12 protein-coding genes, 2 tRNA genes and 1 pseudogene are annotated in these 16106 nt (G+C 56.3%); 8 read left to right on the plus strand and 7 right to left on the minus strand.

The annotated features are described in order from the left end of the window. Positions 1 to 3516, plus strand: a 3516-nt coding sequence (locus AB5Y90_RS11640; protein ID WP_368166891.1) for a type I secretion C-terminal target domain-containing protein, incomplete at its 5' end; no start/stop codon positions are given. Positions 3517 to 3585: 69 nt separating this feature from the next. Here the strand turns inward: AB5Y90_RS11640 and AB5Y90_RS11645 are convergent. After that, positions 3586 to 4080: a hypothetical protein gene (locus tag AB5Y90_RS11645; RefSeq protein WP_005335330.1), complete on the minus strand. Its 495-nt coding sequence runs from the start codon at positions 4078 to 4080 to the stop codon at positions 3586 to 3588. Positions 4081 to 4265: 185 nt separating this feature from the next. Here AB5Y90_RS11645 and AB5Y90_RS11650 point away from each other — a divergent pair, with 185 nt between their 5' ends. Beyond that, entirely contained in the window at positions 4266 to 6221 is a 1956-nt protein-coding gene (locus tag AB5Y90_RS11650; RefSeq protein ID WP_236320830.1) for an EAL domain-containing protein, read from the plus strand. A 63-nt stretch (positions 6222 to 6284) separates the two neighbouring features. Here AB5Y90_RS11650 and rraB read toward each other — a convergent pair whose 3' ends face one another. Continuing rightward, entirely contained in the window at positions 6285 to 6620 is a 336-nt protein-coding gene (gene rraB, locus AB5Y90_RS11655) for a ribonuclease E inhibitor RraB (protein ID WP_026034893.1), read from the minus strand. A gap of 265 nt (positions 6621 to 6885) precedes the next feature. Between rraB and AB5Y90_RS11660 the strand changes: the two genes are divergently transcribed. The 4 genes from AB5Y90_RS11660 (at position 6886) to AB5Y90_RS11675 (ending at position 9818) form a co-directional block, all read left to right on the plus strand. Beyond that, a tRNA-Phe gene (locus AB5Y90_RS11660) sits at positions 6886 to 6961 on the plus strand. Positions 6962 to 6965: 4 nt separating this feature from the next. After that, a tRNA-Asn gene (locus AB5Y90_RS11665) sits at positions 6966 to 7041 on the plus strand. A 426-nt stretch (positions 7042 to 7467) separates the two neighbouring features. After that, positions 7468 to 8742, plus strand: coding sequence for an alpha/beta hydrolase (locus AB5Y90_RS11670; protein ID WP_368166892.1), 1275 nt, complete (start codon positions 7468 to 7470; stop codon positions 8740 to 8742). Between the two features lie 350 nt (positions 8743 to 9092). Further along, the gene (locus AB5Y90_RS11675; protein WP_338774967.1) at positions 9093 to 9818 is read left to right on the plus strand and encodes a carbonic anhydrase family protein; all 726 of its coding nucleotides are present in this window, start codon (positions 9093 to 9095) and stop codon (positions 9816 to 9818) included. A gap of 86 nt (positions 9819 to 9904) precedes the next feature. Here the strand turns inward: AB5Y90_RS11675 and AB5Y90_RS11680 are convergent, their stop codons facing one another. Both AB5Y90_RS11680 and AB5Y90_RS11685 read right to left on the minus strand, forming a co-directional pair. After that, positions 9905 to 10813 (minus strand): pseudouridine-5'-phosphate glycosidase, encoded by a 909-nt coding sequence (locus AB5Y90_RS11680; RefSeq protein ID WP_338773893.1) that lies wholly within the window; start codon positions 10811 to 10813, stop codon positions 9905 to 9907. Then, positions 10807 to 11898 carry a PfkB family carbohydrate kinase gene (locus AB5Y90_RS11685; RefSeq protein ID WP_043850319.1) on the minus strand — a complete coding sequence of 364 codons (1092 nt, stop codon included), beginning with the start codon at positions 11896 to 11898 and terminating at the stop codon, positions 10807 to 10809. The genes AB5Y90_RS11680 and AB5Y90_RS11685 overlap by 7 nt, the downstream gene beginning before the upstream one ends. A 204-nt stretch (positions 11899 to 12102) precedes the next feature. Between AB5Y90_RS11685 and AB5Y90_RS11690 the strand changes: the two genes are divergently transcribed. Continuing rightward, on the plus strand, positions 12103 to 12555 hold the full coding sequence (locus AB5Y90_RS11690) for an RNA methyltransferase (RefSeq protein ID WP_005335311.1): 453 nt from the start codon (positions 12103 to 12105) through the stop codon (positions 12553 to 12555). A gap of 120 nt (positions 12556 to 12675) precedes the next feature. Here AB5Y90_RS11690 and AB5Y90_RS11695 read toward each other — a convergent pair. Continuing rightward, positions 12676 to 13408, minus strand: a pseudogene (locus AB5Y90_RS11695) (hypothetical protein). A 189-nt stretch (positions 13409 to 13597) separates the two neighbouring features. Here AB5Y90_RS11695 and AB5Y90_RS11700 point away from each other — a divergent pair. Beyond that, the gene (locus AB5Y90_RS11700) at positions 13598 to 14029 is read left to right on the plus strand and encodes a universal stress protein (protein WP_005335309.1); all 432 of its coding nucleotides are present in this window, start codon (positions 13598 to 13600) and stop codon (positions 14027 to 14029) included. A 77-nt stretch (positions 14030 to 14106) separates the two neighbouring features. On the opposite strand, the gene AB5Y90_RS11705 is transcribed toward AB5Y90_RS11700, so the two are convergent. Both AB5Y90_RS11705 and AB5Y90_RS11710 read right to left on the minus strand, forming a co-directional pair. Beyond that, complete coding sequence (locus AB5Y90_RS11705) at positions 14107 to 14742, minus strand: murein L,D-transpeptidase catalytic domain family protein (protein WP_005354246.1); 636 nt, start codon at positions 14740 to 14742, stop codon at positions 14107 to 14109. A gap of 205 nt (positions 14743 to 14947) precedes the next feature. Continuing rightward, a protein-coding gene (locus AB5Y90_RS11710; protein ID WP_368166423.1) for an IS3 family transposase occupies positions 14948 to 16035 on the minus strand; the annotation gives its coding sequence in 2 pieces (ribosomal slippage) (positions 14948 to 15783 and positions 15783 to 16035; 1089 coding nt in all). Positions 16036 to 16106 lie beyond the last annotated feature (71 nt).

Here is a 16106-nt window from a genome sequence, read left to right on the forward strand (position 1 = left end):
TATGAAGGCGATGAAACCTTCAGTCTGAAAGTGACCGAAGCTGGCGGCGTGACCACCAATGGCAGTACCGGTGTGACGGGCAATGCCACCATCGTCGACAACGATTCGCTAGTAGCGTTGCAAGACGTAGTAGAAGGTACCTTGAACAATGTTCTGAACGTGGCTGATGGTGTTGCTTTTACAGGTGCGACAGCCTTGGGAGGGACGGTGTCGCTGGTGAATGGCAAGTATGTTTACCAGGCGCCGGTACGGGATCATGCCGACTTGGTTGCGGACACTGACTCGTTTACCTATACCAAGGCCGACGGTTCGACGGTGACGTATACCATCAATATCCTGGATACCAACCCGCTGGCTGCCAATGATAGTGGCAGCTTCGCCGTAGGCTTGAATGTCCAGACCGCCGGAAGCACTAGCCTGTTGACAAACGACACAGTAGTGGATAGCTCGAGTGCCAACCCAGCCAAGGTGTATTCGGTGACTGGCCTGAATGGTCAAGCTATGGTGCTTGATGCATCAGGTAGCGTAACGGTGGCGGGTAAATATGGTGATCTGACCGTGAGCGCTGATGGTAGCTACACCTATACCAGCAAGCTGGATACCGATGTGCAGGCGGTCGAAGGTGGTACGGCGGTGAAATCTGCCTTTGCTGTATATGGCTTCCTGAATAACTCGCTGCCGTTGAATGGCACCTCACTGAATTTGACTGGCCTGACCGATAGCGCAACGGCACTCGTGGATGTTCGTACCAGCGGCAACAATGCCAAGCCCGGTATTGGTGTCTCTCAAAGCGGTGGTGGTACCAACGATATCGGTAGTGGTGAATCGCTGGTGATTGGGCTTAAGGCGCTATCCAATTTTGCTCAGATAGGTATCAACGAGCTTAATAGCGGACAGGGTAGCGCAAGTTGGAAAGCTTATGATGCGAATGGCGTGCTGGTCGGTTCCGGTATCTTGGTATCGTCTTCCAGTAATGGAGGTTTGCAATCATTCAATATCTCGACCAATACCCCCTTCCAGTATCTGGTGTTGGGTTATAGCGGTAACCAGAACGGTTATGTCGTTGATTCGATCAAGTACACGCCTGCTATTGGTGCCGTAACAGAAGAGTTTACTTATACCGTCAAGGATAACGATGGAGATGTGTCCGATTCAGCTGTGCTGACCCTGAATGGCAATGTTCCGACGACCGTAGCGCCAACCATGCTGATGGGAGTGGAGGATACGGATGTCACTCTGACATGGGCGTCTTTCGGGATCTCGGATAACGCGTCTACCGTCCGGATTTCCGGTAACCAGGATGGCACCGGCACGATCCGGTATTTGGATGCAAGCACTAACCAGTACAAAGAGTTGGGTAAAAACGAGACCAAAACCTTTACCAAGGCCGATATCGACAGTGGCAAGGTGAAATTTGACCCGGAAGATAACGTGTCTGGTGCCGATGTTTACGGGAATGACAAAGGCGTCGGTAACAAAGGTCACGATCTCACCAGTATCAAGTTTGATGTTCTGAAGGGAAATCAGGTTATTGCCAGTGATAAAAGCGTTGTGGTGGATCTGATACCACAAGCTGATGCCCCGACGCTGAAGGTTGGGACATTTAGCTCCCTGGCAGCCATGGATTTTGAGAATGTGGGGGTAGGCTCAGAAGGATGGAAAGATAACATTAACCCCAACTCTATTAATGGTGCCGGTGCTATTGGTCAATGGCACGCCAATGGTAGTGGACTGATTGAGGTGGGCAAAGAATCCGTCTATTTGGGCAACAAGGCAACCAGTACAACGAACCAAGTGATGGAAATCGAAAGTAGCAGGAATGTGAGCCAGCTCTATACCGACATTCAGTGTGAGTCAGGCCGTTTCTATCAGCTGAACTTCGATATCAGTGCACGGACAACGGATGGCAGGTCGATTTCCACCTGTGGTTTGAAGGTGTTTTTGGTGCAGCTTGATGCTAATGGTCGTCCAATGCCCGATTCTCGCATTGACTTGTATGATTTTGAACCTAAGTCTGTCGGTTGGTTGAAGGGGGTGCCTGTTCCGTTGAAGGTGCCGGAGACTGGCACATATCGACTGGTATTTGAGTCAAAGGATGCTTCAGGTAATGGAGATTCTTACGGGGCTGTTCTCGACAATGTCAAGTTCCAGGCAGTCGATAACAAGGGGTACGAAGACAGCTTTATCAAGCTGGGTAAGATCGAGGCAGAGTTGGTAGATAAAGATGGTTCTGAACGCTTGTCTATCGAGATCGACGAATTGCCGGTGGGGGCTGAGCTCAAAGATGCGGCCAACCACAGCGTGACCGTGGGTGACTCCCGCAAGGTGGATGTGACAGGTTGGAGTCTGTCTACCCTGCAACTGAAAGTGAATGATCCTGGTCATTACAACCTTGTTGTCAAGGCAACGGCTAAGGAAGTGACATCTAGTGGTACTGTTCTGGATAGTGCCGTTAGCGAGGTTATCTTGCCGGTTGAGGTATTGCCGGAGGGGAATACGATCAAGACGGGCGAGTTGAATGACTCGGTATATTTGAGTAGCGATAGGCCTTCCGTAGCTGCCCATACGGCCATCGAAATAAATGGTATCCACTACTCTCAACCTGGTACTTATCAGGATGGTACTGCCGGTGTAGTCATCAAAAAAGACAGTGCCGATACCGTGTATACCTATGGTGGTAATGATCATGTCGAAGGTGGGCGTGGCAATGATGTGGTGTATCTGGGAGATAGCGGCAGCAATCGTGTCGATATCAACAGCGCAATTAAGTTTGTCACAGCTGATGTTGCCAACATTACCCAGCAGCCTGCCGCTGGTGTTGCCCGTGAGGATGGTGACCTGAACTCTGCCAAAGCCTCTGTGAATTGGGGGGATGTGGCGCAAGGCGCTCAGGGCAATGATTTCCTGTTTGGCGAGGATGGTGTGGACTTGCTCTTTGGGGGGTCAGGTAACGACTATCTGGATGGTGGAAAGGATCGAGACTTCATCCGTGGTGGCAGTGGTGATGATGTGATCCTGGGTGGGGCCGGTAGTGACTACCTGCGCGGTGAGGAGGGGGCCGATACCTTCCTTTGGCAGCAGGGGGATGATGCATCAGTTCAGGGTTCAGGCAATTCAAATATGCGTCCAACCCATCCAGTTGATTACATCACTGACTTCCAGGTCCAGCATGGCGATGACAGGCAGTGGAGCAGTAATATGGATAATTTGTTCAAGGATGTGGATATTGCACGTTCAGACAAGTTGGATTTATCCGATCTGTTGGATCACAGTGGTAACAAAAATGAGTCCAACCTGGCTACGTTGCTTTCAGTATTTGAGAAGGAGGATGGCGTTCATTTGCAGGTGGAAACTGCTGATGGCGGCAAAGTGAGACAAGAGATTGTCTTGCTTGACCATACCTTCGAGTCCATAACCGGAGATATTAGCAATCATGTTTCTGGTTCTCCGGAATCAGCATCCCAACAGGTAATCAACTATATGTTGCAAACCCACTTGCTTGATATCGATAAGTAAGCCCAACACTGGGCAATAAAAAGCGGCAGAGCAATCTGCCGCTTTTTTTATCTTTGCAGGGAAGCGAAATCAGTTGCCGAGGGTGGCGAACAGGCTCTGCTCCAGGGTGCCGCGGGAGACACAGACCGGCTTGATGGACGGGGCCGGTACGCGCTCGCCTGAGGATTCAACGAAGAACAGCTCGGTGTTGCCCTTGACGTTGACCGTGGCCACGCTGCTGTTGCCGCTCTGGGTGATGATCAGGTTGATCTGCAGGTTCGGGTTGCCCAGTGCAACTTTGGAACCCATAGTTCCGCAGTCCAGCCACTCCAGCCCGTCGGCTGATTGGTTGACGTTGGCGGTCATCAGGCCGGAGCCACGCTGGCTGTTTTCGATGGTGAGGCCGTGATCGGTGAACCACTTCTCGGCGCGAGCCCACACCAGATCCACCGGGATCGCCATTTCCTGAGTATTGTTGGTTGCCTTGGCAATTGGCGGGTTGTAGCGATACTCCTCACCGCCGTTATTGTCACCAGCACAACCAACCAGCAGCAGCGCCAATGCGCTCCCCATAATCTTTTTCATCTTGTTTCTCTCGTCCATATCACCAGGCCATTGGCCAACCGGCGCCTATTATCGCCGGAGCGACAATCTCTGTCAGCAACCATCCAGCGTTCGATGTTATGGGGAGGTGATCGGGGTGCTTTACAAAATTGGTTTGCTATCATAGATTTGCTCGAAATTCCTCCATAAGCACCCCTGTGACCAACATGCTCACCCCGGATCTGCTGCAGCAGATCATCGACCAATTGCCAATGAGTATCTTCTGTCGGGATAGTCATGGGCGTTACCTGTTCGCCAATCGTGAGTTCGCCCGTGAAGCCAAGCTGGAGTCGCCTGCCGAGGTAGTCGGCAAGACAGATGCAGATATGCCCTGGGGCGATCTCTTTCGCAGTGAGGATGAGCAGCTGCTTGCCGGAGGCGTGCCGATGCTGTATCAGCAGCTCCATTGCAACCGGGGCGGGAATACCTGCTGGATGGAGGTGCACAAGGTGCCTCTTTACACCCCGCAGGGAGAGGCGTGTGCAGTGTTTGGCGTGGTTAACGAGATTGCCCAGCGCAAGAGCCTGGAACAGACGGTCAAAAAGCAGCAGTTGTTGCAGCGTTTTCTGCTCGATGCCATTCCTGACCTGATCCGTTTCGATGATCACAACGGGGTGTTGCTGGAGTGCAATCAGGCGTTTCTCGACTTTATCGGCCATGGGGCGGATGAGGTGCTGGGTCAGCAGCTACCGTTCCGGCTGGCGGCGCCGCAGGGGATGGGCCACGGCGAGTGCTGTCTGCTGGATGCCAGCGGGCAGGGGCGACACATGGAGATCACCCGGGTCGATGTCCCCGATGGTGACGGTCACTCCCTCGGGATCTTGACGCTGGGGCGTGACATCACCGGCCTGCGCACCACTCAGGCGCAGTTGCAGCAGGAGCAGCACTACGACAGTCTGACTGGACTGCTCAAACTCTCCCGGTTCTTGCAGACCAGCCGCCATCTTGGGGGACGCAGTGCCACATTGGTGCTGGTCGATCTGCACCATTTTCGTGAGATCAACGATCGCTTCGGGATCCGGATTGCCGACCGCCTGCTCAGCCAGGTGGCCAAGCGGTTGCAGCAGTTGGTACCGCCGCGTTCCCTGCTCTGTCGGGTCGCTGCCGATGACTTCAGCCTGCTGCTGCCAGATTTCAACGAGCCATTGCAGGGGTGGAGCCAGCATCTGCAGCAGCAGTTGATGGAGCACTATCAGGTGGAAGATCACCGCATCCAGATCCCGGTGTTTCTGGGGCTGGCCCAGGGGCGGGCAAGCGATGCCGAGCGGTTGCTCAGTCATGCCGAGGCTGCGCTGGCGCAGGGCAAACGGCAGCAGCAGTACTGCACCCTGTTTGATCCCGAGCTGCATGCCCGGCTCAAGCGGCGTCAGTTGATCGCCGCCCAGTTGCCGCTCGCCATCAAGTCCGCCCAGCTGGTTGCCGTCTATCAGCCCATCATCTGTACCCGCACCCACCGGCTGCATGGCGCCGAGCTGCTCTGTCGCTGGCCCCATCCCGAGCTTGGGATGATCTCCCCCGACGAATTCATTCCGTTGGCGGAAGAGATGGGGATCATCGGTCAGCTTGGCCAGTTAATGTTGGAGCAGGGCTGTGCCCAGCTGGCGCAGTGGCAAACTGCGCAGCCGGATATGGTGCTCTCCATCAATCTCTCGCCGCTGCAGTTCCGTGATCCGGCGCTCTGTGAGCGGGTCTCAGCCTGCATCGCTCGCCATGGTCTCAAGGCCAGTCAACTGGAGCTGGAGATCACCGAAGGGGTACTGATGGAGAATGCCGACGAGATTGAGACCAACCTCGACAACCTGATCGCCGCCGGTTTTCAGTTGGCCATCGACGACTTTGGTACCGGTTACTGTTCGCTGGCCTATCTGCCGCGTTTGCAGGTGGCGACCCTCAAGCTGGATCGCAGCTTCACTCAGGGGCTCGCCAGCAATAGCGCGACTACCGCTATCGTGCGTTCGGTCATCGGGTTGGGCCATGAGCTTGGGATCCGGATTACGGCCGAAGGGGTAGAGACACCCGAGCAGCAGCTGTGGCTGACCGAGGCGGGGTGTGATCGGCTCCAGGGCTATCTGTTCAGTCGCCCACTGCCGCCGGCGGAGTTTGCTGCCAGCTATCTGGCGTGAGAGATCGTCAGAAACAACAAGGCCACCGCAAGGTGGCCTTGTTGTTTTACGATGGAGGCAGGATCAATCCTGGAAGTAGGTGCCCCAGCCATCGTAATCCACCCCGTATTTTTCCAGGATGGGCAGCATCTTGGCGATATCGGCGACGATCGCTTCGACATTCAGCTTGCACTCGATGGTGGCATCGAAGCAGAAGATGGTGGCGCCGTCATCCAGCTCCATCTCTTCGGCATCGGTCACTTCAAAACCGGCCTTGAACAGGTCAACCGCTGCTTTTTCCAGACGGTCGAAATCCTGGCAGGCGAAGTGGTGCTCGATGTCGTAATCCGCATCGGGATTGCTGCCATCGGCCAGCAGTTCGTTGACGATCTCGGTGGTCTCATCACGCCACTCTTGCATATTCAGACTCATGTTGCCTCCAGGCGGTATCATTGCGGCAAAGCATACTCGCAGAGTGGATTCGGCTCAATGCGGCTGACCCACTGAGCCTCGAATTTCCATCATATTGGCACAGCCTGCAGGGCGTGCAGAGGCCAGCAAGTACGGCAAACAGGACTGAAATGGATAATAAATGGTCGCTTCGTTCGGTTGTTGAGCGAACGCACTTTTTATCGTGCCATCATGGTTGACACTCTGCGCTGGAAAGGGTTTAATGCGCGCCGTTGCCCAGATAGCTCAGTCGGTAGAGCAGGGGATTGAAAATCCCCGTGTCGGCGGTTCGATTCCGTCTCTGGGCACCACAATTCCTCCTTAGTTCAGTCGGTAGAACGGCGGACTGTTAATCCGTATGTCACTGGTTCAAGTCCAGTAGGAGGAGCCAAATTCGAAAAGCCCGCTCAATCGAGCGGGCTTTTTCATTTCTAGTTGCTGTTGCATGCGGCCAAAAAGAGCGTCGCGCCACAGGTGGCACTGAACAGCAGCATTCCGGTCTGCAACATGCTGCCAGGGCATGGCTTCTTCTCTCTTTTTCTGGCCCTGATCCACTTCGGTTTCATCACATTCCCTTATCCATTTTGTCGGCCTGAATGGCTGCACTCCTGTGCAGGCGAGCCATCTTTGTTGAATGGCGCCATGGCGTCAATCTCCCCCGCAAAACAATTAATTCAGCACCGTTGAAGAGCGGCTTGTCTGGTGATGTTTCGACCTTTAAGCCATTGTTAACATTTTGGAAAACCGGAGTGACCCTGTGGCTGGGCGGGGCTATGATGGGGTCAATGATGTTCCCATCCTGACGGAGAGATCCCAGATGAACAGCCCCTTGAGCTATGTACTGGACGGCATTCATTGCGAGCCGCACTTTTTTACCGTTCCCCTCGATCATGATGAGCCGGATGGTGACAGCATTACCCTGTTTGCCCGCACCCTCTGCCGTAAAGACAAGCTCGATGAGAAGTTGCCATGGTTGCTGTTTCTGCAAGGTGGGCCGGGATTCGGGGCGCCGCGTCCGACGGCCAACAATGGTTGGCTCAAGCGGGCGTTGCAGGAGTTCAGAGTGCTGCTGCTGGATCAGCGTGGCACCGGGATGTCGAGCCCCATCCACGGGCAGATTCTGGCCAAAATGACCCCGGCCGAGCAGGCGGAGTATCTCGGCCATTTTCGCGCCGACAGCATAGTGCAAGATGCCGAGTTCATCCGGCAGGAGCTCAGCCCCAAGCATCGCTGGAGCCTGCTGGGGCAAAGCTTTGGCGGTTTTTGCTGCCTGACCTATCTCTCGCTTTTTCCCGACAGTCTGCGGGAGGTCTATATCACCGGCGGCATTGCGCCGATTGGCCGCAGTGCCGAGGAGGTTTACCGCGCCACCTACCAGAGGGTGGCTGACAAGAACCGAGCCTTCTTCGCCCGCTTCCCCCATGCTCAGGGGATTGCTAACCGGCTGGCCAACCATCTGCACCAGCATGATGTGCGACTGCCCAACGGCCAGCGCCTGACGGTGGAGCAGTTCCAGCAGCAAGGGCTGGATCTCGGTGCTACGGGTGCTTTCGAGGAGCTTTATTACCTGCTGGAAGAGGCCTTTATCGGCGACAAGCTGAGCCCGGCCTTTCTCTATCAGGTGCAGAGCATGCAGCCATTCAATACCAACCCGCTGTTTGCCATCCTGCACGAGGCTATCTACGCCGAGGGGGAGGCGACTCGCTGGGCGGCGGACCGGGTCAGAGGGGAGTTTCCTGCGGTGAACTGGGTGCCCGGCAAGGATTTCACCTTCACCGGAGAGATGGTTTACCCCTGGATGTTCGAGCAGTTCCGCGAGTTGCAGCCCCTGAAAGAGGCGGCTCATCTGCTGGCCAACAAGGCAGACTGGGGGGGGCTCTATAATCCGGCCCAACTGGCCCGCAACAAGGTGCCGGTAGCATGCGCCGTTTATGCCGAGGATATGTATGTGGAGTTTGACTACAGTCGCGAAACTCTGCGTGGTCTTGGCAACAGTCGCGCCTGGATCACCAATGAGTATGAGCACAACGGTTTGCGTGCCGATGGTGAGGCGATTCTTGATCGCCTGATCGCGTTGAATCGCGACCGTTAATTGCCGTTATCGGCAACCATCGCGGGAGCCCGGATTCCCGCGATGGTTGTGATGGATGGTTGTTATGAAAGCGTGACTCCCTGAACCTTGCCCCGTATCCGCCAGACGATGAGTGGATAGCCGGCTGATTAATTTCCCCCTCTTTCACTGTCTCTGCCGATCCCTCACCATATACTTGCCAAACGACTCTGTATTGAGCCGCGGTCAAACCGATTGACCAACCCGTGCTCGTTACCATTAGAAAGTCGCTCCGATGCTCTGTATCCCGCGTATCAGATATGCCATCTCTGCATGCCCCGCTATCCGGGGGAGGGGATGGTCGTGCTTTTCAATCAAGATAAGGATGTATGATGAGAAAGTCTCTGTTGGCCTGCTCCCTGTTGCTGTGCCCTGTCGTGTTTGCTGCCACCCCCCATTGGGAATATAGCGGTGAGGCGGGGCCTGCCCACTGGGCCAAGCTGACCCCGGAGTTTGGTCAGTGTGCGGGCAGCAATCAGTCGCCGGTTGACCTGAGCGGATTGGTCGAGGCCAAACTGGCCCCGCTGGTACTCCACTATCAGGCGGGTGGCAACACAGTGGTCAACAACGGTCACACCGTGCAGGTCGGTTATGCCCCGGGCAGCACCTTGCAACTCGATGGCACCACGTTTGAACTCAAGCAGTTCCACTTCCACGCCCCGAGTGAGAACCTCATCGAGGGCAAATCCTATCCGCTGGAAGGGCATCTGGTGCATGTCAGTGACAAGGGAGAGATCGCCGTGGTGGCGGTGATGTTCGAGGCTGGCAAGGCCAATCCGGCGCTGGCGGCAGCCTGGAGTGCATTACCTGCCAAGGTGGGGGAGATCCGCACTCTCAAGGCGCCGCTCTCAGCTGAGCAACTGCTGCCCGAGAGCCGTGACTACTATCGCTTCAGCGGTTCCCTTACTACGCCTCCCTGTTCGGAAGGAGTGCGCTGGCTGGTGATGAAGCTGCCGGTTGAGGTCAGTCAGGCCCAGATCGACGCATTCAAGGCGGTGATGCACCGCCCTAACAACCGGCCGGTGCAACCGCTCAATGGGCGCGTGGTACTGCAATAACACAGTGTTGTAATAGCGCTGCAGATAGCAAAAACAACAAGAGGGCCGCGAGGCCCTCTTTTACATGGCGAGGTATCGGCGTGCGATCAGAGGCTGGCAGCGATCCGGGCACCGAGGGCCGCGTTGTTCAGTACCAGCTGGATGTTGGCCGCCAGCGAGTTGCCGCCAGTCAGCTCGCAGACGCGGGCCAGCAGGAAGGGGGTAGACGCTTTGCCCTTGATCCCCTGCTCATCGGCTTCATGGAGCGCTTGGGCAATGGCTGCGTCGATATCGGCTTTTGGCATGGCGTGTGCGCTCGGGATGGGGTTGGCCACCACGGCGCCGCCCGCCAGTCCCAGCTCCCACTTGAGGCGAAGCGCCTCGGCGATGGCTGCTGGACTATCCAGTCGGTAGTCGACCTTGAAGCCGCTCTCGCGGGTGTAGAAGGCGGGCAGCTCCTCGGTTTGATAGCCGATCACCGGCACGCCCTGGGTCTCCAGATACTCCAAGGTCAGCCCGATATCGAGGATCGACTTGGCGCCGGCACAGACTACGGCCACCGGCGTTTGGGCCAGCTCCTGCAGGTCGGCCGAGATATCGAAGGTCTCCTGCGCGCCGCGATGTACCCCGCCGATACCACCGGTGGCAAAGACCCGGATCCCCGCCATGGCGGCGATGATCATGGTGGAGGCGACCGTGGTGGCCCCCATCCCCTTGCGCGCCAGCACGAACGGAATGTCGCGGCGGCTGCACTTGGTAACCGCATGGCCAGCCCGACCGAGGGCCTCCAGCGCACCCGCATCCAGTCCCACCTTGAGGCGGCCATCGAGGATGGCGATGGTGGCCGGAATGGCTCCGTTATCGCGCACCACCTGCTCCACCTGACGGGCCGTCTCCACGTTCTGCGGATAGGGCATGCCGTGGGAGATGATGGTGGATTCGAGGGCAACCACCGGTTTGCCAGCAGCTAGCGCGGCAGCCACTTCCGGTTGGATATCGAGGTAAGCGTTCAGCATGAGTACTCCTCCAGTATGCGGTCAACGGCGGTCTTGCTCAGACCGGAAAAAACGGTATCGGAACAATTGACGGTGAGGGCGGCGCAGCCCAAGGCAAAGCGGGTGGTTTGGGCAATGTCGAGCTCTTGCAGCCAGGCGTGGGCGAGGCCAGCCATAAAGGCATCCCCGCCGCCGGTGACGTTGAGCACCGGACTACCCAGCACAGGCAGGTGGCCCTGTTGCTCGCCATCGCTGTAAAAGATCCCCTGTTCACCCAGACTGAGGAACAGTCGCTTGACCCCGGCGCGGTGGAACCAGGCGGCCACCATGGGCCAGGTTTCGGGCCCGGCGATGGTCATGCCGCACAACTGCTCGGCTTCACTGCGATTGGGTTTGAGGGTGTGGATCTTGCCGAGCCAGGGGCGGATCTTCTCCACCTTGGCCACCGAAACGGTATCGACAAAGATGGCGTGCTCTCCCTGCCGCTCGAACAGCCAGTCGAGGGTGTGGATGGCCAGATTGGTGTCGAGCACCCAAAGCCGGGCACCGCCGAGAAAGCCACCGAGCGGGGTCAGGCGGGCAGGGGTGAGCTGCTCTATGATGGCCATGTCGTTGATGGCGCAGCTCATTTCGCCGCTGCCATCATGCAGGCTGAGGTAGCAAGAGGTAGTGTGGCCATCGAGCACCAGGGTCTGGCGCACATCGACGCCAGCCCGCTGGCTCACTTCCAATAGATGGTGGCCATACTGGTCGTTGCCGACCGCTGTAAGCAGCCGGGTATCGCTGCCGAGCCGCGCCAGATTCTCGGCGATATTGCGGCCAACACCACCGGCCGAGGTGCGCACCTTGCCCGGGTTGGAGTCGCCGAGCAGCAGGTTGTCATGGCTGGTGCCGCAAATATCCATATTGGCACCGCCGATCACCACTACGTAGGGGCCTTCTCGCAGTACATAACCTCTGCCTTGCACATATCCCTGCCGGATCAGGCTGGAGATGTGGCTGGCCAGCGCGGAGCGGCTGATGCCAAGGCGATCGGCCAGCTCCTGCTGGGCAATCATGGGATCCTGACGCAGCAGGGCGAGGATCTCTTGTTCACGCTCAGTCATAGACAAACATCCATTTGCAAACGTTTGTCCATTATTGCTAGGAAACGTTTGCTGGCTATCAGCTTGTACAAAATTTGTCGGCTTGCGCACAAAAAATCGACATTCAAAGCTGGGTTGGCAAGCGGTTTAGCCGGGGAGGGGACTTTTAACGGGTCGATGGCCCTGCAACGGCTTATAATGGCCGCCGCAAGATGAGGAGAGATGATGGAAAAGAGTGCATTCTGCTGCGTGGGGTTGGTCAATCCCAAGTCTCCGGAAAATGTCGGCTCCGTGATGCGGGCTGCGGGCTGTTACGGGGTAGACGAGGTCTACTACACCGGCAACCGCTTCGAGTTGGCGCGCCGCTTTGCCACTGATACCAAGCAGATGGTGGAGAAGATCCCGCTGCTCGGGGTGGATGATCTGATGGCGTTTATCCCGCAGGGATGCGTGCCCGTGGTGGTCGATCTGATCGACGGCGCTACACCGCTCCCCGACTATGTCCATCCGGAACGGGCTTTTTATATCTTCGGGCCGGAGGATGGTACGCTCGATCCCGCCCTCTATGGCGCGGTGAAAGATGTGGTTTATGTGCCGACTCAGGGCTGCATGAATCTGGCTGCCTCGGTCAATGTGATCCTCTATGACCGATTGGCGAAGGGGTTCCGGCAACCCTGAGTTGTGGCGTGGCCACGGTGACTCAAACCGCAATGGACAAGGTGTTGCTTATGGGCAGGTTGCTGGCGGTGGTCACTGTTGACGGGGCTGCGGAATCCTTCTCTTTCCCCTATGGTGGGATCAGTTTTCGCCGGCCTTGACCGCCTGCTCCTCGAGAAAGTCGCGGTAGTAGTCATAGAGGTGATAATGGCGATATATCTCGGCCAGCGTGCCGCGACGGATCAGATTCACCATCTCTTGATCCCACAACTGCAGTAGCCGGTCGCCCTGCTCGGTATCGGCAAAAATGGGGTAAGTCGGGATCCAGCGCAAAATGGTGCGGTACATATTGGCCGGGGTCTCATCGGCGGCATGGAGCACGCCAGCGGTCAGGTAATAGCGATAGCGCCCCTTGTCAATCAGCTGCAGGGCCATCTCATGGTTGTCGATCTCATACCATCGCATGGTGACCGGAAGATATTTATCCAGCACCCATCCTCGCCGCCAGAGTACGGTCTCTCCCTCCAGGCTGCGCTCTCCCCGCCATTGTGGCTGCCACTGCTTGAGCATGAAGACGGTCACATCATCGGCGGAGGCTGGCTGACGGGGCTGTTTGACCCCCTTGATCTCGTCCCGATAGACACTCATCGCCATATCCCCCTCTTGCCATGGCTACCATGGCGACGGCGCGTTTGTAGGGCACGATCTGATAGCCGTGGGGTTGGTAGATGGTTCGCACCAGATCGAGATAGATACCGTGGCCATCCGGTTGGCAGAAACCGGGCCAGCCATCGCAATAGACGTGAATATCGGCTGTGCGAGCGTTGGCGATCGCACACAGAGAGCAAAGCAGCAAACAACCGATGCGCAGCATGGTCAGCATTATCCTCGCAGGGGGTGAGGAGAGCATTTATCACCTGATTTATACCATGCATTGATCGCGGCGGGCGGAGAAAACATCCCGCATCTCCATTTTGCGACAGGGTCGAGGGTTATTTACGGTCGGATCGTTATGATCGAGTAAAGATTCAATAGCACCCCAATCAGTAGAGGAGACTGCATTATGCCATCGATCAAGACTCTGCTCTGTCCAGTCGATTTTTCCCAAATGTCTCGCGCGGTACTCGACTATGCCGTTTTCATGGCACAGAGCCATCAGGCCCAGCTCAAGCTGATCCACGTGGTTGATCAACTGCACGGTTTTGACAGTTACAAGATCCTTCATATGACGGCCATCGAGATTACTCACGAGATGGAGCGTCAGGCCAGAACCCAGCTCAAAGAGCTGGTTGCCACCCTGCCGATCCCGGCCACCTTTGATATTCGCTTTGGCCGCGCCGCCGATGAAATTGTCATTCAGGCCAAGGAGGATGAGGTTGAGCTGATCGTGATGGGTAGCCACGGCCGCTCTGGTATCAGCCATCTGCTGGTAGGCAGTGTCGCCGAGTCTGTGGTGCGTCATGCACCCTGTCCGGTACTGGTGGTGCGCCAATAACGCGCCACGTTTAGTGTGAAAAGCGTAACAAACAAGGCCAGCGATTGCTGGCCTTGCGTTTTTTGGTGTTGTGCCCGCTAGCCGTGGGCGTAGATGACACTCCCCCCCTTGATGGTATCTATGATGGCTCTGGCCTGCTCTTTGGGCAGGGCGGGGCAACCCCAGCTGCGGCCCAGCTTGTCATATTTGCGCAGATGGGTCGGGCTGGCATAGGCGGCGCCATGTACTACGATGGCACGCTTGCGGGCATTGCTGTTCTTGCCGGGGCTTAGCCCGTCCAGCCGCAGGGAGTAGCCATGCTTGCCCAGATAGGTTTCTGCGGTGCGATAGACGCCAAGGGAACTTTGGCGGGAGTTGAGCTGGTTGGAAAAGTGTTTTGCGGCCAGTTCACCTGAGTTGCGGCCATGGCTGACCCAGGTGTGATAGAGCAGCTTGTGGCGTTTCATATCGATGACAAACAGTCTGCGCTGGGTGGATGGCTTGCTGTAATCGATGATGGTGAGAATGGGTTTGCGTTTGTGGCGCACAGTTTGATAACTGTTGAGTGCCTGACGAAAGGTCTGTTTATCCAGCTTGCCTGCCAGACCCAGTTGACGATAGAGGCTCTGATCCCAGCTGGCATCTGCCGTACTGCTCCAGATGAGCGATATCAACAGCAGTGGCAACAGCAGCCATCCGCGTTGCCAGTCTATGTTCCCGCGCGCTTGTCTCATCCGTGAATATCTCCTTGTCACTCCCTGTCAACGGCGCGGATATTGCCATCAATCCGCTCGATAGTTATATGCAAGGTGCTGAAAAGGCGCAATAAAAAAACCGGCCGCAGAGCGGCCGGAAGTAATTCAAACAGTAGACATTGGTATCACAGGGTATAACTGACTTGGTAATCCCCCCATTTTTAGGAGCATTCAAAAGTAGAGGTCATGCAGCCTTTGCCAGATGCTGTTTCGGTGTGTAGCCATCTAGCGCCATGTTGGGCCGTTCATGGTTATAAACCCACAGCCATTGCGTTGCAAATTCTTGTAGTTCCTCCAGTGTGCCAAACAGGTGATGAGCCAACCAATCGTAACGCACCGTTCTGTTAAACCGCTCTATGTACGCGTTCTGCTGGGGATTGCCAGGTTGGATATACCCCAAGGTGATCCCCTGTTTCATCGCCCACTCCTTGAGCTCCTCGCTGATATATTCCGGGCCATTATCACACCGGATCATCGCTGGTTTGCCACGCCACTCGATCACCTGCTCCAGGGCTCGCTTGACCCGCGAGGCTGGCAATGAAAAATCAACCTCTATGCACAGCGCCTCGCGATTAAAGTCATCGATCACATTAAACAGTCGCACCGACCGGCCATCACTGAGCTGGTCATGCATAAAATCCATCGACCAGCACTGATTGGGCTTGTCTGGCACGGCCAATGCGTCCGGCTTTTCACGCACCAGTCGCTTCTTGGGTTTGATCCGCATGTTCAGTTCAAGCTCCCGATAAATCCGGTAGACCCGCTTATGGTTCCAGCCAAACCCTTTGACATTGCGTAGATAGAGGAAGCAGAGGCCAAAGCCCCAATTGCGCTGGCTGTCGGTGATACGCAGCAACCAATCCGCAATAAGCAGGTTTTCATCGGCAAGCACGGGTTGATAGCGATAACAGCCTTCACTGACCTTGAAGAGGTTGCAGGCCTGCCGGACAGAAATGGCGAAGTGCGTTACGGCCTTGGTAGCCATCTCCTTGCGGGCAGATGGCGTTACCACTTTTTTGCCATGGCCTCGGCTATGATCTCGGCCTTGAGGCGCTCCTCGGCATACATTTTCTTGAGGCGACGATTTTCCTCTTCCAGCTCTTTGAGGCGAGCCATGAGGGAGGCATCCATGCCACCGAATTTGGAGCGCCACTTGTAGAAGGTGGCGGAGCTGATGCCATGCTCACGGCACAGCTCGGGGACGGGTGAACCGGACTCGGCTTGCTTGAGAATGGCGATGATTTGGGCATCGCTAAAGCGTGATGTTTTCATGTAGAACCTCCTGCGTTCAAGATACGAGAAAATTCTACTTATGAGCACCCCAGTTTTTCGGGGGGATTACC

The organism is Aeromonas sp. R4-1 (assembly GCF_040908325.1).
Taxonomy (GTDB): Bacteria; Pseudomonadota; Gammaproteobacteria; order Enterobacterales; family Aeromonadaceae; genus Aeromonas; species Aeromonas veronii.

What these genes read in the sequence shown, in the direction of transcription:
- AB5Y90_RS11690 (WP_005335311.1), top strand. Translation starts at nt 12,103, where the DNA reads ATGGAAAAGAGTGCATTCTGCTGCGTGGGGTTGGTCAATCCCAAGTCT.
- AB5Y90_RS11685 (WP_043850319.1), bottom strand. Translation starts at nt 11,898, where the DNA reads ATGACTGAGCGTGAACAAGAGATCCTCGCCCTGCTGCGTCAGGATCCC.
- rraB (WP_026034893.1), bottom strand. Translation starts at nt 6,620, where the DNA reads ATGCAAGAGTGGCGTGATGAGACCACCGAGATCGTCAACGAACTGCTG.
- AB5Y90_RS11705 (WP_005354246.1), bottom strand. Translation starts at nt 14,742, where the DNA reads ATGAGACAAGCGCGCGGGAACATAGACTGGCAACGCGGATGGCTGCTG.
- AB5Y90_RS11680 (WP_338773893.1), bottom strand. Translation starts at nt 10,813, where the DNA reads ATGCTGAACGCTTACCTCGATATCCAACCGGAAGTGGCTGCCGCGCTA.
- AB5Y90_RS11700 (WP_005335309.1), top strand. Translation starts at nt 13,598, where the DNA reads ATGCCATCGATCAAGACTCTGCTCTGTCCAGTCGATTTTTCCCAAATG.
- AB5Y90_RS11670 (WP_368166892.1), top strand. Translation starts at nt 7,468, where the DNA reads ATGAACAGCCCCTTGAGCTATGTACTGGACGGCATTCATTGCGAGCCG.
- AB5Y90_RS11645 (WP_005335330.1), bottom strand. Translation starts at nt 4,080, where the DNA reads ATGAAAAAGATTATGGGGAGCGCATTGGCGCTGCTGCTGGTTGGTTGT.
- AB5Y90_RS11650 (WP_236320830.1), top strand. Translation starts at nt 4,266, where the DNA reads ATGCTCACCCCGGATCTGCTGCAGCAGATCATCGACCAATTGCCAATG.
- AB5Y90_RS11675 (WP_338774967.1), top strand. Translation starts at nt 9,093, where the DNA reads ATGAGAAAGTCTCTGTTGGCCTGCTCCCTGTTGCTGTGCCCTGTCGTG.